The organism is Bradyrhizobium sp. 215_C5_N1_1 (assembly GCF_052075935.1).
Taxonomy (GTDB): Bacteria; Pseudomonadota; Alphaproteobacteria; order Rhizobiales; family Xanthobacteraceae; genus Bradyrhizobium; species Bradyrhizobium barranii.
Genome location: NZ_CP197228.1, coordinates 1,008,921 through 1,034,746, shown reverse-complemented (window position 1 = coordinate 1,034,746; position 25,826 = coordinate 1,008,921). Strand labels below are relative to the sequence as shown.

The following is a 25,826-nucleotide window of genomic DNA, read 5'->3' as shown; positions in this document are numbered from 1 at the left end:
TGTGCGAACACTGTCGAGACTTTCATCTTGCGGCCCCGAATGAGACTGTGTGAGCCTCGATACCGGATGGGGACTGGGATGGGCCGGCCGGAGCTTTGCGCGCCATGACGTGCGAAGCGTTCTCGGCCGGTCTCGCTTGAGAAAGATACGACATGCCAAAACGAGTGTTGCTTGGTGCCCTCCTGGCTTGCGGCCTCACGGCCTCGGCGCTGGCGCAAGAGCCGAGGACGGGGGGCGTGATCAACGCCGTGATCCAGCCCGAGCCGCCCGGCCTGATGCTTGCGCAGGTCCAGAACGGCCCGACTCAAATGGTCTCGGGCAACATCTTCGAGGGCCTGCTGCGCTACAGCCCCAAGCTCGAGCCGCTGCCGGAGCTTGCCGAAAGCTGGAGCGTCAGCGAGGACGCCAAGACCTACACCTTCAAGCTCAAGAAGGGCGTGACCTGGCATGACGGCAAGCCCTTCACCGCCGCCGACGTCCTGTTCTCGATGGAGATGCTGAAGCAGACGCATGCGCGTGCCCGCACCAATCTGGCGCAGGTCGACAAGATCGAGACGCCGGACGACTATACGGTGGTGTTCACGCTGAAGCAGCCGTTCGGACCGTTCCTCGGCATCTTCGAGGTCGGCTCGATGCCGATGGTGCCGAAGCATCTCTATGAAGGCACCGACTGGAAGACCAACCCCTACAACAACGCGCCGGTCGGCACCGGCCCCTTCATGTTCAAGGAGTGGCAGAAGGGCTCGTTCATCCGCCTGGTCAAGAACCCGAACTACCACGAAAAGGGCAAGCCCTATCTCGACGAGATCTACTGGCAGATCATTCCCGACGCCGCCGCGCGCTCGGTGGCGTACGAGACCGGCAAGGTCGACGTGCTGCCCGGCGGCTCGGTCGAGAATTTCGACGTGCCGCGGCTGTCCAAGCTGAAGGACACCTGCGTCACCGGCGCCGGCTGGGAGTTCTTCTCGCCGCTCGCCTGGCTATGGCTCAACAACCGCCAGGGTCCGCTCGCCGACAAGCGGGTGCGGCAGGCGATCATGTTCGCGATCGACCGCGATTTCGCCAAGGACGTGATCTGGAACGGGCTCGGCAAGGTGGCGACAGGCCCGTCCGCCTCGACCATAAGGTTCTACACCGACGACGTGCCGAAATACCCTTACGATCCGGCCAAGGCCAAGGCGCTGCTGAAGGAAGCCGGCTACAAGGGCGAGAAGATCCGCCTGCTGCCGCTCGCCTATGGCGAAACCTGGCAGCGCTGGGGTGAAGCCGTGAAGCAGAACCTCCAGGACGTCGGCATGAACATCGAGACGATCGCCACCGACGTTGCCGGCGGCAACCAGAAGATCGGCGACTGGGACTACGACATCGCCTTCACCTATCTCTACCAGTATGGCGATCCCGCGCTCGGCGTCGGCCGCAATTATATCTCCAGCAACATCGCCAAGGGGCAGGTCTTCAACAACGTCGAGGGCTACTCCAACCCGGAGATCGACAAGCTGTTCGCCGACGGCGCGACCGCGACGCCGGACTCGAAGCGCAAGGAGATCTACGAGAAGGCGCAAAAAATCCTGGTCGAGGACGTGCCGGTGGCCTGGATGCTCGAACTGCAATTCCCGACCATCACCCGCTGCAAGGTCAAGAACCTGATCACCACGGGGATCGGCGTCAATGACGGCTTCAAGGACGCATGGCTGGACAAGTGATGACTGCCCTCTTCACCTCTCCCCGCTCGCGGGGAGAGGTCGAATGTGCGCATAGCGCACATTCGGGTGAGGGGGAGTCTCCGCGAGTCCAACTATCACCGTCCCCGCGGAGAGTCCCCCTCACCCCAACCCTCTCCCCGCATCCGCCTTCGTCGAGGCTTCGGCGGACAAGAGCGGGGCGAGGGAGCCCAGTGTCTCCGTGGCTCCAGGTCACGCTACAAGAGATGACTCTCTAATATGCTCTCCTTCGTCGCTCAGCGTATCGTGAAGGGCGTGATCGTCCTGCTCGCGATCGTCGTTCTCAATTTCTGCCTGATCCGGCTTGCGCCCGGCGACCCCGCGGTCGTGATGGCGGGCGAGGCCGGTGCCAGTGACCAGGTCTTCGTCAAGCAGCTCCGGGAAAAGTTCGGCCTCGACAAGCCGCTGCCCGAGCAGCTCTTCATCTACGTCAAGGGCGTCGTCACGCTCGACCTCGGCTTCTCCTTCCGCCAGCAGGCGCCGGTCGTGAAGCTGATCGGCGAGCGGCTGCCGGCGACGCTGCTGCTGACACTGACCGCATTCGCGATCTCGCTCATGCTCGGCGTTCTCTTCGGCACCTTCGCCGCGCGCTTTGCCGGAACCTTCCTCGACACGGCCATCACCGTGTTCGCGCTGATCTTCTACGCCATGCCGATCTTCTGGGTGGCGCTGATGGGAATCCTCCTGTTCTCGGTCACCATGGATTGGCTGCCGAGCTTCGGCTACGAGACCGTCGGCGCCAACCTCACCGGCATTGCCCACGCAGTCGACGTCGCAAAGCACCTGATCATGCCGGCGATGACGCTCGGCCTGTTCTTCATGGCGACCTATACCCGCATGACGCGCGCTTCGATGCTGGAGGTGAAGCGCCTCGACTTCGTCAAGACCGCGCGCGCCAAGGGCCTTTCCGATGCCGTGATCCAGCGTCGCCACGTGCTGCGCAACGCGCTGCTGCCGGTCGTGACGCTGGCCGGTGTGCATTCCGGCACGCTGATCGGCGGCGCCGTCATCACCGAGACCGTATTCGCCTGGCCCGGCATCGGGCGTCTGATGTACGACGCGCTGCTCCAGCGCGACTACAACCTCCTGCTCGGCGTCTTCGTGATCTGCTCCGCCATGGTGCTGATCTTCAACCTCATCACCGACCTCGTCTACCGCCTGGTCGACCCGCGCATCGAATTCGCTTCATGAAACAGTTCTGGAAATCGATGCTGAAGAGCCCGAGCGGCGTCGTCGGGCTCGTCATCCTTGTCCTTGCGATCTCGATCGCGGTGTTCGGGCCGATGCTGTTCCCGAATTCACCCTGGCGCATGGTGCAGCGGCCGTTCCTGCCGCCCTTCACGCTCTCGACCGTGCCACTCGGCACCGACGCGCTCGGCCGCGACGTGTTCGCCGGCATGATCTTTGGCGCGCGCGTCTCGCTGCTGGTGGGTCTCGTCTCAACGCTGGTCGCGCTGGTCGTCGGCGTTCCCATTGGCGCCATGGCCGGCTATTTCGGCGGCAAGGTCGACGACGCCCTGATGCGCTTCACCGAGTTCTTCCAGACCATTCCGAGCTTTGCGCTCGCGATCGTGCTGGTCGCGATCCTCCAGCCCTCGATCTATTCGATCGTGGCCTCGATCGCGGTGGTGAGCTGGCCGCCGGTCGCCCGCCTCGTGCGCGGCGAGGTGCTGTCGCTGCGCACGCGCGAATATGTCCAGGCCGCGGTGGTCACGGGCCAGAGCAACACCTGGATCATCCTGCGCGAGATCCTGCCCAACGCGCTGTCGCCGGTGATCGTGCTGGCCTCGCTGATGGTGGCGACCGCCATCCTGCTGGAATCCTCGCTGGCGTTCCTCGGGCTCGGCGATCCCAATCTGATTTCCTGGGGCTACATGGTCGGCGCCGGCCGCACCGTGATCCGCCAGGCCTGGTGGATCACCGTGTTTCCCGGCGTCGCCATTCTGATCTCGGTGCTCGGGCTGAACCTGATCGGCGAAGGCCTCAACGACGCGCTCAATCCGCGCCTGTCGCGGGAGGGCCGCTGATGATGACCGCCCCGCCCGCCGTCTCGATCAAGAATCTGCGGATCGCGCTGCCCAAGGGCGCCGAGCGTCCGTTCGCGGTCGACGGCGTTTCGCTGGATTTGCGGCCCGGCAAGATCGTCTGCGTCGTCGGCGAATCCGGCTCCGGCAAGTCGATGTGCGCGCATGCGCTGATGGGCCTTCTGCCTGATACGGTCACCGTCACCTCCGGCGAGATCCAGTTCGAAGGCCGCGACCTGCTCAAGCTCGACGACGACGGCTGGCGCGATCTGCGCGGCCGCCGCCTCGCGATGATTTTTCAGGAGCCGATGACCGCGCTCAATCCGTTGATGCGGATCGGCGACCAGATGGCGGAGATGTTCGAGGCCCACGGCCTGCTGACGCCGAAGGAGCGGCGCGCCAAGGCCCTATCGCTGGCGCGCGAGGTCGGCCTGCCCGACCCCGAGCGCATTGTCCGCGCCTATCCGCACCAACTCTCCGGCGGCCAGCGCCAGCGCGCCATGATCGCGATGGCGCTCGCGCTCGAGCCCGCAGTGCTGGTCGCGGACGAGCCCACCACCGCGCTCGACGTCACCACGCAGGCGCAGATCCTGAAACTGATCCGCAACCTCCAGCGCAACCGCAACATGGCGGTGATGTTCATCACCCATGATTTCGGCGTGGTCGCCGACATCGCCGACCAGGTCGTGGTGCTCAGGCATGGCAAGGTCGTCGAGGAAGGCCCCGCTAGCTCCGTCTTCAACAATCCGCAGCATGACTACACCAAGGCGCTGCTCGCCGCCGTGCCGTCGATGGACCCGCCGGCGCGCGAGCCGCTCGATGACCAGGCCAGGGCCGTCGAGGTGATCGGGCTGGACAAGACCTACGTCACATCAGGCGGTTGGTTTCGCGACGACCGCCGCGTCGATGCCGCGCGCGAAGTCAACTTCAACATCCTCAAGGGCGAGACGCTCGGCCTCGTCGGCGAATCCGGCTCCGGCAAATCGTCGGTAGCGCGTCTGGTGATGCGACTGATCGAAGCCGACCGCGGCACGGTGCGGATCGGCGAGACCGATCTCACCTCGCTGTCGGGCAAGGCGCTCCGCGCCGAGCGCCATCGCATCCAGATGATCTTTCAGGATCCGTTCGCCTCGCTCAATCCGCGCCGCAAGGTCGGGCACATCATCGCCGACGGTCCGATCGCAGCCGGCATCGATCCGAAAGTGGCGTTCGACCGCGCCCGCGATCTCCTCAAGATGGTCGGACTGGACGCCGGCGCGCTCGACCGCTACCCGCATGAATTCTCCGGCGGCCAGCGTCAGCGCATCGGCATTGCGCGCGCGCTCGCGCTCGAACCCGAGATCATCGTCGCCGACGAAGCCGTCTCCGCGCTCGACGTCTCCGTGCAGGCGCAGGTGTTGCGACTGCTCGAAGACCTCAAGGCGCGCCTTGGCCTCTCGATGCTGTTCATCACCCACGATCTGCGCGTCGCGGCGCAAATCTGCGACCGCATCGCGGTGATGCAGCGCGGCGCCATCGTCGAATTGAAGCCGACCGCACAACTGTTCGCCGCGCCGGAGCACGCCTATACGCGCGAACTGCTGGCGGCGGTGCCCGGGCGGAAAGAGCCCGCGCCGGCGGCGTGAGTCGGCCGATCGCGGTTGCTACTTGCCCGGAGGGTTGGTGTTCTTCCAGGTGGGGACTGAGTTGGTCACGCCGACCGATGGTTGATTAGACGTTCCGACCGACGGCGCCGTGACGGTCCCGACGGTCTGTCCGGAGCTTCCATAGGTCGTGCCTTGCGTTGCTGGCGCTCCGGAAAGACCGCCCGTGTTGCCTTGGGTGCCCGCCGCAGACGTCTGCGCGCCTGCAGCGAATGGCGATGCCGCAAATCCGACCGCGATAAGTACCGCAATCGAGCGTCTCGTTCCTGTCATGGCTAATCCTTTCGGGCGCGGTGTCTCAGTCGCGTCGGCCGTTCGCTCGTCGAACCACTCGTGCACTGAGCAATCTTACAACTCCACGCGCGTGAAAATGTGCCGCAATACGATCACACTGCAGGGCCTGGCGCTCCATCACGATAGCGCGACGAGCAGCTCCAGCCGAACAGGGGCGCACGGGCGCACTCCCGGCGCATTGGCTCGCCGCCGCACGGAGGATGCTCGCATGTCGTGCCTTGCTTGCAGCGGTCCCGGGACGCAAGCAGCGCGCGCCGGCAACGTCAGGCCAGCGCATCAGCCAAGGTATTCCGCTCCTCTTCGGGCGACGGAACACTCACGGGCTTTTTATCCCTCGTGACCGGCCGCACAGATGCGAAACAGAGGCCGACACCCCAGATTCGCATGGAATGATTTCCATCATCTGATGATGGACTTCCGATCCATTGGAGCCGATATGGGCCAGGTTATTCAGTTTATCTCGAAATCCGAGCGCGAGCGCGTTCGCCTCATTCAGGAGGCACGCGCGATCTACGACAGCATTTTTCCGCCGGCTGATCCGAGCGGCGAGCCGCAGGGCAAGGCGACGATCGGTCGCGCGGCCAACGGCGACGCAGGAAATCTGGCGTGATCAAGATCATCGCTGTGCTCTGCAGCCTCTCCTCTCCGGCAAATTGTCACGAGCAGATCGTCACCACCTCGGACTTCGCCAACGTCTCGATGCAGTCCTGCCTGATGGGCGCGCCGCAGCTCGCCGAATGGATGAACCAGCATCCGGCCGAACGCCTGGCTGGATGGCGCTGCGTGTTCGGTCAACAGACCGGCAGGGGCGCCTGAGGCCACAGGCCGTCTGGTCGAGGACGGCGCCATCCAGTTGAACCGTGACGAGCATGCATCGCCAGGCTAGAATGGCGACGCTGCTTGGCAGAGGGGGACGCCGGATGGAGGTCGCCAGCCTCGTTCTTCCCGTGTTCGCAATCATCGTCACCGGCTGGCTTGCCGGCGAACTCGGTTATCTCTCCCGCTCGCTTGCGGACGCGCTGGTGCATTTTGCCTACAACGTGGCGATGCCGGCGCTGCTGATCGTCACGATCGCCCAGGAGCCGGCGCGCAACCTGCTGGAATGGCGCTTCCTGCTCGCGTTCGGCGGCGGCTCCCTCCTCTGCTTCGCGCTGGTCTTCCTGGCGGTCCGTGCGGACGGCAAGCACGACCTCGCCAGCAGCACGATCCATGGCATGGCGGCGGCCATGACCAATACCGGCTTCGTGGCGCTCCCGATCCTGCACGCGATCTACGGCCAGCCCGCCGTCTTGCCCGCCGCGGTGGCGACGGTGTTCGTCGCCGGCGTGATGTTTCCGCTCACGGTCATCCTGCTGGAAAGGGACGTGCGCAGCCCTGCCCATTCCGCCGGGCTGGTGAAGCAGATCCTGCTCAATCCGATGGTGCTGTCGACGCTGATCGGTCTCGTCTGGGCGATCACGGGCTTGCCGATTCCGGCGCCCGTCGCGGCCTATCTGAACATCATTGCCGCCGCGCTCACGCCCTGCGCACTGTTTGCCATCGGGCTTGGCCTGTCGGTCGACGGCCTGCGATCCAACCTGAAAGCATCGTTCGCGCTCGCGACCGTGAAGCTGGTGGTGATGCCGCTGATCGTCTACGGACTTTGCGTGGTCACTGGCCTCAACCCGCTCTACACGGTCGCCGCCGTCATATGCGCGGCCGTGCCGACGGCGAAGACCGTCTATGTGCTGGCGCACGAGCACAAGGTCGAGGAGAAGCTGGTCGCGGCCACCGTCTCGGTCACGACGATGCTGTCGGTCGCGACATTGCTGGTCGCGCTCTACCTGCTCTCAGGCCTCGCGCCGGGTGTGCGTTGACAGTCGCCGGCGCGCCTGGCGGCGTGTTCTCTATCTCGTGGTGTTGCTCCAGGTCGGCACCGAATTGGTCACGCCGACCGACGGCCAATTGTACGATCCGATCGAGGGCGCCGTGACTGTCCCGACCGTCTGTCCGGACGACCCGTAAGAGGTCCTGGGCTGCGCGACCGGCAATGCGGCGGCGCCATAGGTCGGGGCCACCACGCTCGTGCTGTAGTGATGCCGGCTCGGCCGGGCCTTCTTCGCTTCGGCTGCAAAAGGCGCGGCAAGCAGTCCGACAGTGATGAGTGCGGCAATGGCGGGTTTGATGCTTGTCATGGCGGTTCCCTTCATTGGCTGCGAGCCCATTGTGCCATGTGTTCATTCAACGCGGAATTTCCATGGGTACCCGTTCATAACTTCGTGCACGCCCGAATGTGCCTGACCCGGACACCGCTGCCGTGGTCATCGTCGCTTCGGACGACATGCCTTGCGGCCATGTCGCTCCTTGACTGTCGCGACGGAGTGCATCAGCGCCTTGAAGGCGACGATCGCCGGATCGTCAGCGAGCGCGTGGTCGGGCCGCGACTCCAGATGCTCGACCACGGCCAGCAGCGCGTCCGCGATCTGTCCGATCTGCTTGCCGTAACCGGCGACATCCGACAGCACGTCCTTCTCGACATCTGGCGCCGAGGATTGCCCCACCGTGATGTTGACGAGACCGAACTGGCCGCCGGTGGGACTGAAGAACGACGGATAAATGGACTGGACGACATCCCCCGACAGGGGCAGCTTGAACACAGGCATGCGATTTCGCCTCGCTGACGCTCGACCGGCATGGACACACTATCACGACCACTCGCCTTCGGATGGACCCGAATCAGCGCTAGTGCATTGCCTTCAGTGACTTCCCTGGACGCAAGCAGCATGACCGGCCCCGAACTGAAGCAGCTCCGCAACGACCTTTCCGATGCCCTCGAGCGCAAGCTCACCGCGGCCGACATGGCCAAGCTTTGCGGACTGCCGGAGAAGGGCGGCGCCGACACCATCCGGCGCTGGGAAGTGAGCGGGCCGACGCCGTCCGCAACCAAGGTGCTGCGCGTGCTGGCGATGGCGAGCGAGCGCTATCCGATCATGGAGAAGTTCGACGTCTTCGATCGCCACGACGTCCGCGAGGAAGACCGGCCTGCAAGGCGCGCGGCCTTCCGCGCGCAGATGCGCGATGAGGTACGGCGGCGGCTTGGTTAACGAGAGACATGCGCAAGTTACCCGAGACGTGCGACGTTAAGCCTTCCTTCACCACTTCTTAAGCCGCCATTAAGCACGAAAATCATTTACAGCCCAATAAGTTAGGTTGGCTGTCGCTGTGCCACGGATGTGACAGCATTTTCGTCAAAAGCGAGCTATCTGCAAAACCAACGACGGCGCGGACAGCGCGTCTGCCGGGGACCAAAGTGCTGGAGTTCAAGACGATGAAGAAGATTTTGTTTGCGACCGTTGGGCTGCTCGTGGTGGGCGCTGCCGCGCCGGCCGTCGGCGCCGATCTCGGCAACCGCAACTATTACAAGGCGCCTGCGCCGGCCTATGCCGCGCCGATCTACAACTGGACGGGCTTCTATGTCGGCGGCCATGTCGGCGGCGCGTTCTCCAGCGACAACAATTTCAACGGCCTCTCCACCGGCAACAACGGCAACGGCCGTTTCCTCGGCGGCGTGCAGGTCGGTGCTGACTGGCAGTTCAACCCGAACTTCCTGGTCGGCGTCGAAGGCCAGTATTCCTGGCTCTCCGGCAGCGTCGGTGCGGCGTTCCCGGGCGGCGTCGCCTACAGCAACGACCAGCGTGGCCTCGGCTCGATCACCGGCCGCGTCGGCTACACCTGGGGTCCGGGCCTGCTCTACGTGAAGGGCGGCTACGCCTATTCGGACAACAACGAGAAGGTGACGATTGGCGGCGTGCCGACCGGCTTCATCATCGATGGCGATCACCGCAACGGCTACACCGTCGGCGCCGGCCTCGAATACATGTTCGCCCCGAACTGGTCGGCCAAGGCCGAGTACCAGTACTACAATTTCGGCGACGCACACTTCACCGCGGGCCCGCTGGTGGGCACCGGCAACTTCACGACCGACGACCACACCTTCAAGGCGGGCGTCAACTACCGCTTCAACTGGGCCAATTCGGCGGTCGCGCGCTACTGATCGCGCCTCAAAAATCTCTTCGCAATCAAGGGCCGGCAATTCTGCCGGCCCTTTCTTTTTTCGCTGTGCGGAACAGGCGCAACCGATTGTGCAACTTGCGATTTTTTAACCCGACCCAGGGATACTCCGCGGCGAAAATATAAAGATCACGCGTGGGGGAATTTCGATGGCGATCCGTCTGGGTGCTGGCCGTGTCCTTGGCCGTCTCAAGCCTCGTTTCAAGATGCCAAGGTGGGGCGTGCGCGGCAGCCTGTTCGCCGCCTTCGCATTGATCGCCGGCATGGGCCTCGTCATCGCAGCCGGCGCCGGCTTCGTGTTCAATCACCTCGGCGCGACCATGATGGATCTGAGCGGCCGCGACATCCCGCGCCTCTCCGCCAGCCTGCAGCTTGCCTCGCAAAGCGCGACGCTCGCGGCGCAAGGCCCGGGCCTGCTGGCATCGCCCTCCGACGAGGCGCTGAAGGAACGCACCAAGAGCGTGAAGGACATCCAGCAGCTCGCCATGGCCAAGCTCGGCGAGATCATCGAGCTCGGCGCCGACAAGCAGATCGCAACCGCGCTGCGCGACACCGCCAAGAGCATCGACGAGGCGACCCAGAGCCTGGTGTCGGCCGCGCGCGAGCGGCTCGAGACCGGCGCGCTGCATGACAAGCAGTATGAGGCGCTGCGCAACGCGCAGCTCACCTTCGTCGGCGCGGCCGGTCCTGCGATGCTGGACGCACAGACACGCTTGAACGCGATCCTCGGCGCGGCGGAAGTTTCCGCCGATGATGCGACTGAGGCCGCCCGCACCGTCTCCCAGGTCGCGACAATCTCCGCCAACGGCAATCTCATGGCCGCCGACATGATGGCGGCGCTGTCGGCCAACAATAGCGACACGCTGGAAGCGATCGAGAAGGAGTTCAAGGCGACGCGCGACCGCGTCAAGTCGAACCTCGAGGATCTCCCGAACATGCCCTCGATGCAGACGGTGCGCGACGCCGTGCAGAAGCTGTTCGCCTTCGGCGAGGGCAAGACCGGCGTGTTCAAGATCCGCCAGAAGGAGCTCGACGCCATCGACTACGGCCAGACCATTCTGGACGAGACCCGCAAGCTCAATGTCGGTCTCGGCATCAGCGTGCAGCAGCTCGTCGACGGCGTGCAGAAGGAGACCAACGCGTCGACCTTCCAGGCGCGCCAGGAGATCTCGCTCGCCACCACCGCGATGCTGGCGCTGGGCGCGCTGATGCTGGTCGGCTCGGCGCTGTTCGTCTGGCTCTATGTCGGCCGCAACATCCTGCGGCGGATCGGCGCGCTGCATCAGTCGATGCAGCTGCTCGCGAACGGCGACCTCGAGACCGAGATCTACCGCTCGAAGCACCACAATGACGAAATCTCGGTGATGGCGAACACGCTGCAGGTGTTCCGCGAGAGCATGATCGAGGCCCGCGCGATGTCGAGCGAGCAGGACAAGGACCGTGTCGCCAAGGCCGAGCGTGCCGCGCGCATGGAAGCGAAGATCGCCGAGTTCGAGGGCGCGGTACGCAACGCGCTCGACAATCTCGCGCAGTCGGCCAATTCGATGCAGTCCACCGCGCAGAGCATGTCGAACACCGCCGACCAGTCCAACGCACTGGTGAACGCGGTTGCCTCCGCCGCGGAGGAAACCTCGGTCAACGTGCAGACCGTGTCATCAGGCACCGAGCAGCTGTCGTCCTCGATCGAGGAGATCAGCAAGCAGGTCGTCACCTCGGCCGCGATCGCCAGGAAGGCGGTCGACGAGGCCGGCGCCACCGACACCACGGTGCAGAGCCTTGCCGACAGTGCGAGCCGCATCAGCGTCGTGGTCGACCTGATCCAGACGATTGCGTCTCAGACCAACCTGCTCGCGCTCAACGCCACCATCGAGGCGGCGCGCGCGGGCGAAGCCGGCCGCGGCTTCGCAGTGGTCGCCTCCGAGGTGAAGAGCCTCGCGAGCCAGACCGCCAAGGCGACGGAAGAGATCCGCACCCAGATCGCCAGCATGCAACAAGTCACCACCTCGGCGGTCGGCGCCATCCAGGGCATCGGCCGGATCATCGGCGAGATCAACGACGTGACGACGACGATCGCCGCCGCGGTCGAGGAACAGGGCGCAGCCACCCGCGAAATCGCCCGCAACATCCAGCATGCCGCCGGCGGCACCAGCGAGGTCTCGAGCAACATCATCGGCGTCTCCACGGCGTCCGCGGAAGCCGGCGCGGCGGCGAGCCAAGTGCTTGGCGCCTCCGACGCGCTCCGCCGCGAAGCCGACATGCTGCGCGGAGAGATCGACGCGTTCCTCAACAACATGCGGGCGGCGTAAGCCGCCGGCCCGTAGCCCGGATGGCGCGCGGCGTAATCCGGGTTACGGAAAACTGCTGGTATGACCGCCATGCGGAGACCACGGCCCGGCCTTTTTCGGCTGGCGCCCCGCGCCCGGCGGGTTTAAGCCGGTAGCATGAACCCGAAAACCGACACCGTGCAGTCCTCGGCCGAGGCCCTGCGCTATCCCTGGGAACAGCATCCCGGCCCCGAAGAGATCGTCGAGGTGCGTCCCGGCGTGTTGTGGGCGCGGCTGAAACTGCCGTTCCGCCTCAACCACGTGAACATCTACCTGCTCGCCGACGGCGACGGCTATGCCATGATCGATGCCGGCTTCGGCAACGAGGAGACGATCGAGGCCTGGACCAGACTGTTCGAGGGGCCGCTGAAGGGCGTCAACATCACGCGCCTGATCGTCACGCATTCGCACCCCGATCACGTCGGCCTCGCGGGCTGGATCGTCGAGCGGTTCAACTGCCCGCTGGTGATGACGCAGGTCGAATATCTGCAATCGGTCTACCACCAGAACCGCGGCACCGAGGAGCGGCGCGAAGCCCAGCGGCTGTTCTTCCGCCGCCACGGCATGGACGAGTCGCTCACCGAAAAGCTGCTCGGCCGCGGCCAGGATTATCTCAAGCGCGTCTCGGTGCTGCCGCCGTCCTACCGCCGCATCTCGCATGGCGACGAGGTCGTGATCGGCACGCGCCGCTTCAAGGTGATCACCGGCGGCGGGCACGCGCTCGACCAGGCGATGCTGTATTGCGCCGACGACAAGCTGTTCCTCTCCGCCGACCAGGTGCTGAGCAAGATCTCGCCCAATGTCAGCGTCTGGGCGGTCGAGCCCGACCAGAACTCGCTCGGCGAATATCTGGCCTCGCTCGCGAGCCTCACCACCACCCTGCCCTACGATCTGCTGGTGCTGCCCGGCCACGGCGTGCCGTTCTATGGTCTGAAGACCCGCATCAAGCAGCTCGCCGATCACCACGAGGAGCGCTGCCGCCTGATCGCGGAAGCCTGCAGCGAGGTGCCGCAGACCTCGCGCGCCCTGGTGCCTGTCGTGTTCAACAAGCACGTGCTTGACGAGCACCAGATGGGCTTTGCCGCCGGCGAACTCGTTGCGCACGTCAATTACATGATCGTCGAGGGCCGGCTGACGGCGGAGACGAAAGACGGCGTGCTCCAGTTCCGGACGACGTGAGCCACGGCGTCATGGCCGGGCTTGTCCCGGCCATCCACGTTCTTTCGAGAAGAAACGAGTTCGCGGATGCCCGGGACAAGCCCGGGCATGACGAGTTTGTGGAAGCGGCTCACTTCATATTTGCGATCGCGTGCATCGCCGCGACGTAGCCGAACGGGCCGAGCCCGCAGATCACACCGGTTGCCACGAACGAGATCTTCGAATGCCGGTGATATTCGTCGCGGGCATGGATGTTGGAGATGTGGACCTCCAGCACCGGGCCTTCGAATGTCTTGATCGCGTCCATGATCGAGACCGAGGTGAAGGAAAGACCGGCCGGATTGATGACGATCGCATCGGCATCCTGCCGCGCCGACTGGATCAGATCGACCAGCACGCCTTCATGGTTGGACTGGTGGAAGGCGAGCTTGAGCCCGAGCTTGGCAGCCGCTTCCTCGCAGCTTGCGTTGACCTGGTCGAGCGTGGTCGTGCCGTAGATGTGCGGCTCGCGGATGCCGAGCATGTTGAGGTTGGGACCGTTGAGGATCATCACGCGCTTCATGGACAGGTCCTTCTAGAAGTTAGCCACCGAACCATTTGGCCGGGCCGGTGACGAGAACGGGAAACAGCGTCAGCAAGGCTAGCACGACGAGCTGCGCGATCATGAAGGGCCAGACGCCCCGGATCAGATCATCCATCGAGACGCGGGCAACGCCACAGACGACGTTGAGCACGACGCCGACCGGCGGCGTGATCAGGCCGATCGCGTTGTTGATGATGAAGAGCACGCCGAAATAGACGGGGTCGATGCCGGCCTGCTTGACGATCGGCATCAGGATCGGCGTCAGGATCAGGATCGTCGGCGTCATGTCCAGCGCGGTGCCGACGATGACGACGATGATCATCAGAACGAAGGTGAGGAGGGTCTTGTTGCCCGCGAACGGTTGCACGAGCGCCACGATCTGGTCGGAGATCTCGGCAACCGTGATCAGCCAGGACGATACCAGCGCCGCGGCGACGAGGAACATCACGACAGCCGTGGTCTGCGCGGTCGAGACCAGCAGCGCCGGCAATTGTGCCGGCCTGAGCTCGCGATAGACGCCCATCGCCACCACCAGCGAGTAGACGGCGACGACGACGGCCGCTTCCGTCGGCGTGAAGATGCCGAAGCGCAGGCCGAAAATGATGATCATCGGCAGCATCAGGGCCCAGAAGCCGTCGATCAGCGCGCGCCAGATCTCAGTGAAACTCTTGCGCGGCAGGCGCGCCGGATTCTCCTTGCGCACCACCCACCACCAGGCAAAGCACAGGCCGACGCCGAGCAGCAGGCCCGGCACGATGCCGGCCAGAAACAGCTTCGAGATCGAGACATTGGCGGCGACGCCGAAAATGACGAAACCGATCGACGGAGGAATGACGGGCGCGATGATCCCGCCGGCAGCGACGAGGCCAGCCGCACTGGCGCGATTGTGGCCGGCGGCGGCCATCATCGGCACCAGGAGCGCACCGAGCGCCGCGGCGTCCGCGACCGCCGAGCCCGAGAGTGAGGCCAGAATGCATGACGTCAGGATCGCGACATAGCCGAGCCCGCCGCGGAAATGGCCGACCAGCGCGATCGCGAAGTTGAGGATGCGGCGCGCCAGCCCGCCGGTGTTCATGACTTCGCCGGCGAGGATGAAGAACGGCACCGCCATCAGCGGGAAGGAATCGACGCCGTTGATAACGTTCTGCGCGATGATCTGGGAATCGAACATCGCCAGATAGGTCATCAGCGCGATGCCACAGATGATCAGCGCAAACGCAATCGGCATCCCGATCGCCATGGCGCCGAGCAGCGAGAAGGTGAAGACGGCGACAGTCATGCCTGCTGCTTTCCGCTCGCGGCGCCAGGAGAATGCGGGAGCTCCTCGGACTCGCTGATGGCGATCAGATCGGCATCGGCGACCTGCCCGGTCACGAGCCGATAGAGCTCGTGCACGATGATCACGCAGGAGGAGGCGCCGAACACGATCCCGGCAGCGTAGAACAGGCCGACCGAGAGCCCCGAGGCGGGCGCCACCGTATCCCAGTTCAGCACCGTCTGCTTCCAGGAGCCCTCCGTCAGCAGCACGGAGGCATAGAGCATCAGCGCGTGGCTGAGGCCGTAGCAGACCTTGCGGCCGAACGGCGACAGCACCTTGACGAGGCTATCGACGCCGAGATGGGCATGCTCCTTCAGGCCGATGATCGCACCCAGAAACACCATCCACACGAACAGCCAGCGCGACAGCTCTTCCGAGATCGCAATCCCGGAATTGAAGCCGTAGCGCAGCACGACGTTGCCGAACACCAGCACCACCATGGCGGCGAGCAGCACCGCGATCACCGCGCGGAGCAGCCAGAAATAGGCGTCGACCATCGTTTTCATCATGTCCGTCCTGCTGCGCGTCGGCTTACGGCTTCAGCGCGTGCACGCGGTCGAGTTCACTGTTGAACAGCTTGACGATGGCGGGGTCGTAGTCGGCCGAGAATTTTTCCGCGATCGGCTTGGTCTTCTCGCGCATGCGATCGAGCTCGGCGGGTGCGATCTCGTTGACGGCCATGCCCTTGGCCTTGAGCTCGTCGATCGCGGCAGCGGCCTGCTCGCGGCTGACCTTGCGCTGGTAGTCGCGTGCCTCGATCGCCGCGTCCTGCAAAATCTTCTGCTCGTCGGGCGAAAGACCGTCCCAGAATTTCTTGCTGATCAGGATGATATTGGTCGAATAGGTATGATTGGTGACGCTGAGATATTTCTGCACCTCGAAGAACTTGTTCGACAGGATCACGGAGAACGGGTTCTCCTGGCCGTCGACGGTGCCCGTCTCCAGCGCGCTGTAGAGCTCCGAGAAACTCATCGGCACCGGGTTGGCGTTGAAGGCCTTGAAGGTCTCCAGATAGACCGGGTTCGGGATCACACGGATCTTGATGCCGCCGAGGTCCTCGCCCTTGGTGATGGCACGCTTGCTGTTGGTGACGTTGCGGAAGCCGAGATCCCAATAAGCGAGACCAACCAGCCCCTTCTCGGGCAGCTTTGCCAGCAGCGCCGCGCCGAGCGGACCATCGAGCAGGGCGTCGGCCTGCTGCGGCGTCGAGACGATGAAGGGGAAATCGATCAGGCCGTAATCCTTGACGATGCCGACCAGCGACGTCGTCGCCGGCGACTGCATCTCCTGGGTGCCGGCGCGCAGCGCCGATTGCTGCTGCATCTCGCTCCCCAGCTGGTTGGCCGGATATTCGCGCACCCTGAGCTTGCCGCCGCTCTTGGCCGCGACGATCTCGGCGAATTTCTGCACGCCTTTGCTGACGGGATGGTCGGTGTTGTTGAGGTGCCCCCAGCGGATGGTGCGCTCCTGAATGGCCTGCGCCGAGGCCGGCCCCATCGTGCCCAAGGCGACCGCGCCGATCGCCGCCACCAAAGCCAGACCTTTGAACCGAACGGGCATCGCCCCCTCCCCTGTTGATCTCGTTCTTAGGGGCGGGAACGTCTTATATGACGAATTATAAATCAACCTATATTTTTGATTTTATATGATGTTACAAGAAACGCTTGATAAAGTTACGAAATTTGGCAAAACGCAAGTCCAAAGCGCTAGGATGAGGCATGGACACCCTTCCCGACACGACCGCCGAGACGGTGGGCGACAGCGCCTATCGCCGCATCCGCACCGACCTGATCTTCGGCAAGCTGACGCCGGGGCAGAAGCTGAAGCTCGAGCGGATGAGCGGCGCCTATGGCACCAGCATCTCGACGCTGCGCGAGACGCTGAACCGGCTGTGCTCGGAAGGTTTTGTCGTCGCCGAAGGCCAGCGCGGCTTCGAGGTCGCGCCGATCTCGGCGACCGAATTCCAGGAGATCGCGGAGCTGCGCGAGCTGCTCGAGAGCCACATGATCGAGAAGTCGTTCGCGGCCGGCGATCTCGACTGGGAAGCGCACATCGTCTCGGCGCATCACAAGCTCGCGGCGATGGAGCGGTTGCTACTGTCAGGCGAGCGATCCGATGCGGAGAGCTGGAAACAGTGCGATTTCCAGTTTCATCGCGCGCTCGTCGCGGCCTGCGGCTCGAAGGTGCTGCTCGATGCGCATGCCGCGGTCTATGACCGCTATCTGCGCTACCAGATGATCGCCGTGGTGTTCCGCGGCGAGATGGCGGCTTCCGAGCATCGCGAGCTGAAAGAGCTGGCGCTGAAGCGCGACGCCAAGGGCGCGAACAAGGTGCTGCACACCCACATCCATGATTGTGTGGCGCATGCCTTGCGCAATTCGGATTGGTTAAAGCCGGTGGCCGCCGTCAAGGACGCGCGGAGCGAGCCGCGCAGGAAGGCCAAGGCCGGGTAGACCCGCACCGCCGCCAATGGTGCAAAGCAACATTGCCTCTCGCGCGAACTTGATCGGGATCAAGTTTCAAATCGCACGATAGGGCATTTTGCCCAAATGCTCCCCATGCCCAAATGTGGGATAGCGCATAGACTCTAGAGCTGGAAAAGCTCTAAGAAGATGCGCCCTTTTTGGTCAGTTCCGTCTTAGGTTTTGCCGATGGATTACGCCCAGTTCTTCAATACCGCCCTCGATCGTCTCCACACCGAGCGGCGCTACCGCGTGTTCGCCGATCTCGAACGCATCGCCGGCCGGTTCCCGCATGCGCTCTGGCACTCGCCGAAGGGCAAACGCGACGTCGTGATCTGGTGCTCCAACGATTATCTCGGCATGGGCCAGCACCCGAAGGTGGTCGGCGCCATGGTCGAAACCGCGACCCGCGTCGGCACCGGCGCAGGCGGCACCCGCAACATCGCCGGCACCCATCATCCGCTGGTGCAGCTCGAGGCCGAGCTCGCCGATCTCCACGGCAAGGAAGCGTCGCTGCTGTTCACCTCGGGCTATGTCTCGAACCAGACCGGCATCGCGACCATCGCGAAGCTCATTCCGAACTGCCTGATCCTGTCGGACGAGCTCAACCACAATTCGATGATCGAGGGCATCCGCCAGTCCGGCTGCGAGCGCGTCGTGTTCCGCCACAACGACCTCGCCGACCTCGAAGAGAAGTTGAAGGCCGCAGGTCCGAACCGGCCGAAGCTGATCGCCTGCGAAAGCCTCTATTCGATGGACGGCGACGTCGCCCCGCTCGCCAAGATCTGCGATCTCGCCGAGAAATATGGCGCGATGACCTATGTCGACGAGGTCCATGCCGTCGGCATGTACGGCCCGCGCGGCGGCGGCATCGCCGAGCGTGACGGCGTCATGCATCGCATCGACATTCTCGAAGGTACGCTGGCCAAGGCGTTCGGCTGCCTCGGCGGCTATATCGCCGCCAACGGCCAGATCATCGACGCCGTGCGCTCCTACGCGCCGGGCTTCATCTTCACCACCGCGCTGCCGCCGGCGATCTGCTCGGCCGCGACCGCCGCGATCAAGCATCTGAAGACCTCGAACTGGGAGCGCGAGCGCCACCAGGACCGCGCCGCCCGCGTCAAGGCGATCCTCAACGCCGCCGGCCTGCCTGTGATGTCGAGCGACACCCATATCGTGCCGCTGTTCATCGGCGATGCCGAGAAGTGCAAACAGGCATCCGACCTGCTGCTGGAACAGCACGGCATCTACATTCAGCCGATCAACTATCCGACGGTGGCCAAGGGCACCGAACGCCTGCGCATCACGCCCTCGCCCTATCACGACGACGGCTTGATCGATCAGCTCGCCGAAGCGCTCCTGCAGGTGTGGGACCGCCTCGGTCTGCCGCTCAAGCAAAAGTCGCTGGCGGCGGAGTAGGCGTTTCTCCACCCTCCCCTGGAGGGGGAGGGTCGGCTCACATTGAGCGCAGCGAAATGGGAGACGGGGTGGGGTGACAGTCTCTCCACCTCTGACGCTGCTCGTGTGGAAAGATCACCCCACCCCGCTCGCGCTGCGCGCGATCGACCCTCCCCCTCCAGGGGAGGGTAAGCGGGATCCGCGTTCGCCCGCACCTTAACGACAACCCCAATTCCCGCCCCGGTAGGGCATTTCGCTGTCGCTTGCGCCCGCCCAACGCGCTAGATTTGCAGGGAAAATGAGTACGGGCGCCCTCGCGCCCAGGGAGAAGCGCGCTCGCCATGCTGCACGACTGGGGCGTGATCGCTGCCGCCTTCGGCTATATCGGCTTCCTGTTCCTGGTGGCGAGCCACGGCGACCGCCGCTCGCCGGCCGGGCGCGGCCGCGCGTCCGGGCTGATCTATCCGCTGTCGCTCGCGATCTATTGCACCTCCTGGACCTTCTTCGGCTCGGTCGGCTTCGCCACCCGCGCCTCGACCGACTTCCTCGCCATCTATGTCGGCCCGATCCTGATGATCGGGCTCGGCGCGGGCGTCCTGCGCCGCGTGATCCAGCTCGCGAAGGCGCACAACATCACCTCGATCGCCGACTTCATCGGCGCGCGCTACGGCAAGAGCCAGGCGGTGGCGGCAACGGTGGCGCTGATCGCGATCATCGGCTCGGTGCCCTACATCGCGCTCCAGCTCAAGGCGGTCGCCTCCTCGCTCGAAACGATCCTGAGCGAGGACCAGGCGTTCTCCCACATCCCGATCCTCGGCGACATGGCGCTGATGGTGACGCTGGCGATGGCCGCCTTCGCCGTGCTGTTCGGCACGCGGCAGACCGACGCCACCGAGCATCAGCACGGCCTGATGCTGGCGGTCGCAACCGAATCCATCATCAAGCTGATCGCCTTCCTCGCCGCCGGCATCTTCGTCACCTTCTGGATGTTCTCGCCACACGAATTGATCGAGCGCGCGATGAGGACGCCGGAGGCGGTGCGCGCCATCAACTATTCGCCGTCGATCGGCAACTTCCTCACCATGACGCTGCTGTCGCTCTGCGCGATCATGCTGCTGCCCCGCCAGTTCCACGTCAGCGTGGTCGAAAACTCCTCGGATGCCGAGGTCAGCCGCGCGCGCTGGCTGTTCCCGTTCTATCTCGTCGCCATCAATTTGTTCGTGATCCCGATCGCGCTCGCCGGCCTCGTCACCTTTCCGTTCGGCGCGGTCGAACCGGACATGTATGTGCTGGCGCTGCCGATGGAGGGCGGCGCGGGACTTCTCAGCGTCGCCGTCTTCGTCGGGGGGCTGTCGGCGGCGACCGCGATGGTGATCGTCGAATGCGTCGCGCTCTCCATCATGGTCTCGAACGACCTCGTGGTGCCCCTGGTGCTGCAGCGGCGGCCGGAGGGGCGCACCGGCGGCGCCGATTTCAGCGACTTCCTGCTGCGCTCGCGCCGGCTTGCGATCTTCGCCATCATGGTGATGGCCTATTTCTACTACCGCGCGCTCGGCAACACCCAGCTTGCGGCGATCGGCCTGCTCTCCTTTGCCGCCATCGCCCAGCTCGCGCCGAGCTTCTTCGGCGGGCTGTTGTGGCGGCGCGCCACCGCGCGCGGCGCCATCGGCGGCATGCTGGTCGGCTTCGCGGTGTGGCTCTACACCCTGTTCATCCCGAGCTTCATGGATTCCTCGACGGCGGGCATCCTGCTGCTCCAGCACGGCCCGTTCGGCATCGAGGCACTGCGGCCGCAGGCGCTGTTCGGCGCCGACCTGCCGCCGCTGATGCACGGCGTAATCTGGTCGCTGTCGCTCAACATCCTGACCTATGTGCTGCTGTCGCTGGCGCGGCGGCCGTCCTCGATCGAGCTGGTGCAAGCCGATCTGTTCGTACCCAACACGCTCGCGCCGATCTCCCCGAACTTCCGCCGCTGGCGCACCACCGTCACGGTGCAGGACATCCAGACCACGGTCGCGCAATATCTCGGGCCCGACCGCGCCCGGCACTCCTTCGAGGCATTTTCGGTGCGGCGCAATGTGCGCCTGGAATCCGGTGCGCCCGCCGATTTCGAGCTGCTGCAGCACGCCGAGCACCTGATCGCCTCTTCGATCGGCGCGGCCTCCTCGCGGCTCGTGATGTCGCTGCTGCTGCGCAAGCGGACGGTCTCGGCGAAAGCGGCGCTGAAACTGCTCGACGATTCCCACGCGGCGCTGCATTTCAATCGCGAGATCCTCCAGACCGCGCTCAACCATGTCCGCCAGGGCATCGCCGTGTTCGACGCCGATCTGCAGCTGATCTGCTCCAACCGGCAGTTCGGCGATCTCCTGAACGTGCCGCCGCATTTCATCCAGTTCGGCACGCCATTGCGTGAAATCCTGGAATTCATGGGTGTGAGCGAGCCGGACAATCCGGTCGAGCGCGAAGCCATGCTGGAGCGGCGGCTCGCGGCTTACACCACCGACAGCGAGCCTTATCTCGAGCGCCTGCCCGACCGCCACATGGTGATCGAGATCTTGACCAACCGCATGCCCGGCGGCGGCTTCGTCATCACCTTCACCGATGTCACCCCCACGTTCGAGGCCGCCGAAGCGCTGGAGCGCGCCAACGCGACGCTCGAAAAGCGGGTGCGCGACCGCACCGAGGAGCTGACCCGGCTGAATTCCGAGCTGGCGCTGGCCAAGAGCGCGGCCGAGGACGCCAGCATCTCCAAGACGCGCTTCCTGGCGGCAGCCAGCCACGACATCCTCCAGCCGCTGAACGCGGCGCGGCTCTATGTCACCAGCCTGGTCGAGCGCCAGCACAACGGCGAGGAGACGCGGCTGGTCGAGAACATCGACGAATCGCTCCAGGCGATCGAGGAGATCCTCGGCGCACTGCTCGACATATCGCGGCTGGACGCCGGCGCGATGACGACCTCGATCTCGAGCTTCAAGATGGCCGATTTGATGCGCTCGCTGGAGATCGAGTTTGCGCCGATCGCACGCGCCAAGAACCTCGAGCTCGCCTTCGTGCCCTGCTCGCTGCCGGTCGAGTCCGATCGGCTGTTGCTGCGGCGCCTGCTCCAGAACCTGATCTCCAACGCGATCAAATACACCCCGCGCGGACGCGTGCTGGTCGGCTGCCGCCGCCAGGGCCCTTCGCTGAAAATCTGCGTCTACGACACCGGCGTCGGCATCCCGCCGGTCAAGCGCGGCGAGATCTTCAAGGAATTCCACCGCCTCGAACAGGGCGCGCGGATCGCCCGCGGCCTTGGACTCGGCCTCTCGATCGTCGAGCGTCTTGCACGCGTGCTCAAGCACGGCATCGCCATCGACGGCAACAAGAGCGGCGGCTCGGTCTTCTCCGTGACGGTGCCGACAGCCAAGGCGATCACCCACACCGCTGCCGTCACCAGCGCGACGCCGCTGGCGCGGAGGCCGATCTCGGGCGCCCTCATCGTCTGCATCGAGAACGACGCAGCGATCCTCGACGGCATGCGCACGCTGCTCAAGGCCTGGGACGCCGAGGTCATCGCGGTCGCCGACCCCGAGGGCGCGATCGCCGCGATCGAAGGCGCGGGACGCCGCGTCACCGGCCTGCTGGTCGATTATCACCTCGACCGCGGCAACGGCATTGCCGCCATCCGCGACATCCGCCGCCGCTTCGGCGACGGCATCCCTGCGATCCTGATCACCGCCGACCGCAGCCCCGCAGTGCAGGTCGCCGCGCGCGAGGAAAATGTCGCGGTGCTCAACAAGCCGGTGAAGCCGGCCTCGCTCCGCGCCCTGCTGGGACAGTGGCGCACGCAGCAGATGGTGGCGGCGGAGTAAGACGCGGTCAGTAGTCGGTCGAGACGCTGAGCGCGCGCCACCTCTCGAGCTCGTCGAGCCGTTGCCGGTCCGTCGCAGCGATGGCGTTCACGGCGTCGCTGCCGAGCGCGATCCGCAGCGGTGGGCTGTCCATGTCGACCAGCTCCAGCACGGCGGCGGCGGCTTTCGCCGGATCGCCCGGCTGGCGGCCATCATAATCGCGCTGCATCCTGACGGCCGCGCCAACGACGGCATCGTACTCCGCACGCCCTTCGCCGGTCGCATGCGCTGACTGCGCAAAGCCCGTACGGAAGCCGCCGGGTTCGACGATCGTCACGTGCACGCCGATCAACGCCATCTCGCGCGCCAGCGATTCCGAAAAGCCCTCGATGCCCCATTTCGCGGCCGAATAGGCCGCGCGTGCGGGAGCTCCGATCCGTCCGCCGACGGATGAGAATTGCACGATATGCCCGCGGCGCTGCCGGCGCAGCACGGGAATCGCCGCCTTGGTGACGATGATGGTGCCGAGCAGATTGACCTCGATCTGCTGACGGAACGAGGCCAGGCTCGTGTCCTCGACCGATCCGAGATCGCCATAGCCGGCATTGTTCACGACCACATCGACGCCGCCGAACGCCTCCACGGCGAGGCCGATGGCCCCTTGCGCGGCCGCCTCGTCAGTCACGTCGAGCGTTGCGAGCCGCAGTCTTTCCTCAAAGCGTTCCCGCAGCGGTTCGAGCGGACCGAGATTCCTGGCAGTGGCAACCACCCGGTCGCCCGCCGCAAGCGCGGCTTCCGTGATGGCGCGTCCGAGCCCGCGCGAGCTGCCGCTGATGAACCAGATCTTTGACACGGTGGGCTCCTGACCGCTCAAGGCGCAAGCCGGGTGAAAACGTAATCGTGGCTCTTGGCGCGGGCGTCGTGACAGCCGAAGCAGGTGCGGTGCTGTGCCTCGTCGACCGGCTTGCCATTGATGAAACGGCCAAAGCCCCAACCGCCGGTGGACGCATATTTCCTGGAATCCTTGACCATCACCTGCACCGTGGTGGCCGCGCCGGGGATCGTTGCGGATGCGAATTCCGGCGACTGTTTCCGTTTCCAGGCGCGCTTGACCAGAATGGTGCCATCCGGGAACGGAAGTTTTCCGGCCTGATAAGCATCGATCGCGGTCTGGTTGCCGACAACGGCGCGAAGCTCGTCGAGCGGTGCCGCCTCTTCGGCCGGCGCAATCAGCTCCCACTGCTTGTAACCCGCAGGAATCGTGACGCCGAAGATCGGGGAAGCGTCTGCCGTGTTGCCTTGTGTCGGCCCCTCGGCAAGGGCAATCGAGACCAGATAGGGCACGCAAGTCAGGAGAACGACGAGAAGGAGCGCGGCAAGCGTGATAGCCGTCGCATAAGAGCGCTTTTTCTTGTCGGGTTTGATGGACGTCATGACGTTCCTTCATGCTGGGATCGCGGCATAGCCTCGGTCCAGCCGCGCTGGACCGAGGCATCGAATGAACGCTCAGGCGCCGTCGGCGTCGATGACGGCCTTGGCGAAGGCTTGCGGCGCTTCCTGCGGCAGATTGTGGCCGATGCCGCCGGTGATCAGGCGGAAGTCGTACCGGCCTGAGAACCTCTTGGCATAGGCGCTGGGGTCGGGATGCGGCGCACCGTTGGCGTCGCCCTCCATCGTGATCGTCGGGACGCTGATCACCGGAGCTGCGGCGAGCTTCTTCTCGAGCTCCTCGTATTTGGCTTCGCCCTGGGCGAGCCCGAGCCGCCAGCGGTAATTGTGGATCGTGATGGCGACATGATCCTTGTTGTCCAGCGCCGCCGCGCTCCGGTTAAAGGTCGTGTCATCGAACTTCCATTGCGGCGAGGCGAGCTTCCAGATCAGTTTTGCGAAATCATGCGTGTACTTCTCGTATCCGGCGCGGCCGCGCTCGGTCGCGAAATAGAACTGGTACCACCATTGCAGCTCGGCCGACGGCGGCAGCGGCGCGTTGCCCGCGGCCTGGCTGGAGATCAGATAGCCGCTGACCGACACCAGCGCGCGGCAGCGATCCGGCCACAACGCAGCGATGATATCGGCGGTGCGCGCGCCCCAGTCGAAGCCGGCGATAACAGCCTTCTTGATGTCGAGCTTGTCCATCAGCGCGATGATGTCGACGGCCATGGCGGCGGGCTCGCCGTTGCGCAGCGTCTCGCTGGAGAGGAAGTGCGTGGTGCCATAACCGCGCAAGTAAGGGATGATCACGCGATAGCCGGCCTTTGCCAGGATCGGCGCGACATCGACGAACGCGTGAATGTCGTAAGGCCAGCCGTGCAGCAGGATCGCCACGGGGCCGTTCGAGGGACCTGCTTCCGCATAGCCGACATTGAGGACGCCGGCGTCGATCTGCTTGATCGGACCGAACGACGCATTCGATGCGGACGACTTCGGCGCGTCCGTTTCGGCACGGGCGAGGTCGATCACGCCGAAACCGACGGCGACGGTTCCCGCGGCGACGCCGAAAAATTTGCGGCGGTGCTGGTCGATGATCTGTTTCATGGTGGTGCTACCTTGTGGATGGTTGGTGATGTCCGTCAGATCAGCGCGACCGTGACGTCGATATTGCCGCGGACGGCCTTGGAATAGGGGCAGGTCTGGTGCGCCTCATCGACGATGCCGCGCGCGATCTCGCGATCGAGGCCCGGCAGGCTGACGTTGAGGCGTGCGCTGAGCGAATAGGCGCCCTCGTCGAGCACGAGATCGATCTCCGCATCGATCGCGCATTTCCGGGGAAGCTCGATCTTGCGCTTGCGCGCCGCGATCTCCATCGCGCCTTCGAAGCAGGCCGACCAGCCGGCCGCGAACAATTGCTCGGGATTGGTGCCGATGCCAGTGCCGCCCGGCGGCGACAGCTTGACGTCGAGGCGGCCGTCGGAACTGCGCGATATGCCGTCGTGTCGTCCGCCGCTGGTGTGGGTGCTGGCCGTGTAGAGCAGTTTTGCCGCCTGCGTCATGAAGGTCTCCTTGCCGTCGGGAAACTGACTA

At 64.9% G+C, this 25,826-nt stretch carries 25 protein-coding genes; 14 read left to right on the top strand and 11 right to left on the bottom strand.

Annotation, left to right across the window (positions count from 1 at the left end):
• Positions 1-152: 152 nt before the first annotated feature.
• The 4 genes from AB7G19_RS04810 to AB7G19_RS04795 all read left to right on the top strand — a co-directional run bounded on the left by AB7G19_RS04810 (position 153) and on the right by AB7G19_RS04795 (position 5,370).
• Positions 153-1,703, top strand: a complete 1,551-nt coding sequence (locus AB7G19_RS04810; protein WP_063980796.1) for an ABC transporter substrate-binding protein — start codon at positions 153-155, stop codon at positions 1,701-1,703.
• A 237-nt stretch (positions 1,704-1,940) separates the two neighbouring features.
• Complete coding sequence (locus tag AB7G19_RS04805) at positions 1,941-2,912, top strand: ABC transporter permease (protein ID WP_063980795.1); 972 nt, start codon at positions 1,941-1,943, stop codon at positions 2,910-2,912.
• A complete protein-coding gene (locus AB7G19_RS04800; protein WP_028148686.1) occupies positions 2,909-3,748 on the top strand; it encodes an ABC transporter permease in 840 nt (279 codons plus the stop codon). Before AB7G19_RS04805 ends, AB7G19_RS04800 begins: the two co-directional genes overlap by 4 nt.
• Positions 3,749-3,750: 2 nt before the next feature.
• On the top strand, positions 3,751-5,370 hold the full coding sequence (locus tag AB7G19_RS04795) for an ABC transporter ATP-binding protein (protein ID WP_063986057.1): 1,620 nt from the start codon (positions 3,751-3,753) through the stop codon (positions 5,368-5,370).
• A gap of 18 nt (positions 5,371-5,388) precedes the next feature.
• On the opposite strand, the gene AB7G19_RS04790 is transcribed toward AB7G19_RS04795, so the two are convergent.
• Positions 5,389-5,661: a hypothetical protein gene (locus AB7G19_RS04790; RefSeq protein WP_084794951.1), complete on the bottom strand. Its 273-nt coding sequence runs from the start codon at positions 5,659-5,661 to the stop codon at positions 5,389-5,391.
• Between the two features lie 457 nt (positions 5,662-6,118).
• On the opposite strand from AB7G19_RS04790, the gene AB7G19_RS04785 reads away from it, so the two are divergent.
• The 3 genes from AB7G19_RS04785 to AB7G19_RS04775 all read left to right on the top strand — a co-directional run bounded on the left by AB7G19_RS04785 (position 6,119) and on the right by AB7G19_RS04775 (position 7,538).
• On the top strand, positions 6,119-6,292 hold the full coding sequence (locus AB7G19_RS04785) for a hypothetical protein (RefSeq protein WP_187387912.1): 174 nt from the start codon (positions 6,119-6,121) through the stop codon (positions 6,290-6,292).
• On the top strand, positions 6,289-6,498 hold the full coding sequence (locus tag AB7G19_RS04780; protein ID WP_028148688.1) for a hypothetical protein: 210 nt from the start codon (positions 6,289-6,291) through the stop codon (positions 6,496-6,498). Before AB7G19_RS04785 ends, AB7G19_RS04780 begins: the two co-directional genes overlap by 4 nt.
• Before the next feature lie 104 nt (positions 6,499-6,602).
• On the top strand, positions 6,603-7,538 hold the full coding sequence (locus AB7G19_RS04775; protein ID WP_063980792.1) for an AEC family transporter: 936 nt from the start codon (positions 6,603-6,605) through the stop codon (positions 7,536-7,538).
• A gap of 30 nt (positions 7,539-7,568) precedes the next feature.
• On the opposite strand, the gene AB7G19_RS04770 is transcribed toward AB7G19_RS04775, so the two are convergent.
• Positions 7,569-7,856, bottom strand: coding sequence for a hypothetical protein (locus tag AB7G19_RS04770; RefSeq protein ID WP_063986056.1), 288 nt, complete (start codon positions 7,854-7,856; stop codon positions 7,569-7,571).
• A 126-nt stretch (positions 7,857-7,982) separates the two neighbouring features.
• Positions 7,983-8,324 (bottom strand): hypothetical protein, encoded by a 342-nt coding sequence (locus AB7G19_RS04765; protein WP_063980791.1) that lies wholly within the window; start codon positions 8,322-8,324, stop codon positions 7,983-7,985.
• A gap of 120 nt (positions 8,325-8,444) precedes the next feature.
• Here AB7G19_RS04765 and AB7G19_RS04760 point away from each other — a divergent pair, with 120 nt between their 5' ends.
• The 4 genes from AB7G19_RS04760 (at position 8,445) to AB7G19_RS04745 (ending at position 13,235) form a co-directional block, all read left to right on the top strand.
• Positions 8,445-8,765: a hypothetical protein gene (locus AB7G19_RS04760; RefSeq protein ID WP_063980790.1), complete on the top strand. Its 321-nt coding sequence runs from the start codon at positions 8,445-8,447 to the stop codon at positions 8,763-8,765.
• A gap of 224 nt (positions 8,766-8,989) precedes the next feature.
• A complete protein-coding gene (locus AB7G19_RS04755; protein ID WP_063986055.1) occupies positions 8,990-9,715 on the top strand; it encodes an outer membrane protein in 726 nt (241 codons plus the stop codon).
• Positions 9,716-9,881: 166 nt separating this feature from the next.
• Positions 9,882-12,038, top strand: a complete 2,157-nt coding sequence (locus AB7G19_RS04750; protein WP_063980789.1) for a methyl-accepting chemotaxis protein — start codon at positions 9,882-9,884, stop codon at positions 12,036-12,038.
• A gap of 135 nt (positions 12,039-12,173) precedes the next feature.
• Positions 12,174-13,235 (top strand): MBL fold metallo-hydrolase, encoded by a 1,062-nt coding sequence (locus AB7G19_RS04745; protein WP_231143827.1) that lies wholly within the window; start codon positions 12,174-12,176, stop codon positions 13,233-13,235.
• Positions 13,236-13,344: 109 nt separating this feature from the next.
• Here AB7G19_RS04745 and aroQ read toward each other — a convergent pair whose 3' ends face one another.
• Genes aroQ through AB7G19_RS04725 form a run of 4 tightly spaced genes read right to left on the bottom strand, consistent with a single transcriptional unit; the run spans position 13,345 to position 16,675 of the window.
• Positions 13,345-13,776, bottom strand: a complete 432-nt coding sequence (aroQ, locus tag AB7G19_RS04740; RefSeq protein WP_063980787.1) for a type II 3-dehydroquinate dehydratase — start codon at positions 13,774-13,776, stop codon at positions 13,345-13,347.
• A gap of 19 nt (positions 13,777-13,795) precedes the next feature.
• Positions 13,796-15,076 carry a TRAP transporter large permease gene (locus AB7G19_RS04735; RefSeq protein WP_063980786.1) on the bottom strand — a complete coding sequence of 427 codons (1,281 nt, stop codon included), beginning with the start codon at positions 15,074-15,076 and terminating at the stop codon, positions 13,796-13,798.
• Entirely contained in the window at positions 15,073-15,621 is a 549-nt protein-coding gene (locus AB7G19_RS04730) for a TRAP transporter small permease (protein WP_063986054.1), read from the bottom strand. The genes AB7G19_RS04735 and AB7G19_RS04730 overlap by 4 nt, the downstream gene beginning before the upstream one ends.
• Before the next feature lie 25 nt (positions 15,622-15,646).
• Entirely contained in the window at positions 15,647-16,675 is a 1,029-nt protein-coding gene (locus AB7G19_RS04725; protein WP_063980785.1) for a TRAP transporter substrate-binding protein, read from the bottom strand.
• A gap of 158 nt (positions 16,676-16,833) precedes the next feature.
• Between AB7G19_RS04725 and AB7G19_RS04720 the strand changes: the two genes are divergently transcribed.
• From AB7G19_RS04720 to AB7G19_RS04710, 3 genes are all read left to right on the top strand, one after another.
• Complete coding sequence (locus AB7G19_RS04720) at positions 16,834-17,568, top strand: GntR family transcriptional regulator (protein ID WP_063980784.1); 735 nt, start codon at positions 16,834-16,836, stop codon at positions 17,566-17,568.
• 198 nt (positions 17,569-17,766) lie between these two features.
• Positions 17,767-18,996 (top strand): 5-aminolevulinate synthase, encoded by a 1,230-nt coding sequence (hemA, locus tag AB7G19_RS04715; RefSeq protein WP_028148697.1) that lies wholly within the window; start codon positions 17,767-17,769, stop codon positions 18,994-18,996.
• Positions 18,997-19,316: 320 nt separating this feature from the next.
• Complete coding sequence (locus AB7G19_RS04710; protein ID WP_231143825.1) at positions 19,317-22,826, top strand: PAS domain-containing hybrid sensor histidine kinase/response regulator; 3,510 nt, start codon at positions 19,317-19,319, stop codon at positions 22,824-22,826.
• A gap of 7 nt (positions 22,827-22,833) precedes the next feature.
• Here AB7G19_RS04710 and AB7G19_RS04705 read toward each other — a convergent pair whose 3' ends face one another.
• The 4 genes from AB7G19_RS04705 to AB7G19_RS04690 all read right to left on the bottom strand — a co-directional run bounded on the left by AB7G19_RS04705 (position 22,834) and on the right by AB7G19_RS04690 (position 25,795).
• Positions 22,834-23,658 (bottom strand): SDR family NAD(P)-dependent oxidoreductase, encoded by an 825-nt coding sequence (locus AB7G19_RS04705; RefSeq protein WP_063986053.1) that lies wholly within the window; start codon positions 23,656-23,658, stop codon positions 22,834-22,836.
• A gap of 17 nt (positions 23,659-23,675) precedes the next feature.
• The gene (locus AB7G19_RS04700; RefSeq protein WP_063980783.1) at positions 23,676-24,239 is read right to left on the bottom strand and encodes a cytochrome P460 family protein; all 564 of its coding nucleotides are present in this window, start codon (positions 24,237-24,239) and stop codon (positions 23,676-23,678) included.
• A gap of 72 nt (positions 24,240-24,311) precedes the next feature.
• Positions 24,312-25,340, bottom strand: a complete 1,029-nt coding sequence (locus AB7G19_RS04695; RefSeq protein WP_063980782.1) for an alpha/beta fold hydrolase — start codon at positions 25,338-25,340, stop codon at positions 24,312-24,314.
• Positions 25,341-25,375: 35 nt separating this feature from the next.
• Positions 25,376-25,795: an organic hydroperoxide resistance protein gene (locus AB7G19_RS04690; protein WP_063980781.1), complete on the bottom strand. Its 420-nt coding sequence runs from the start codon at positions 25,793-25,795 to the stop codon at positions 25,376-25,378.
• Positions 25,796-25,826: the final 31 nt, after the last annotated feature.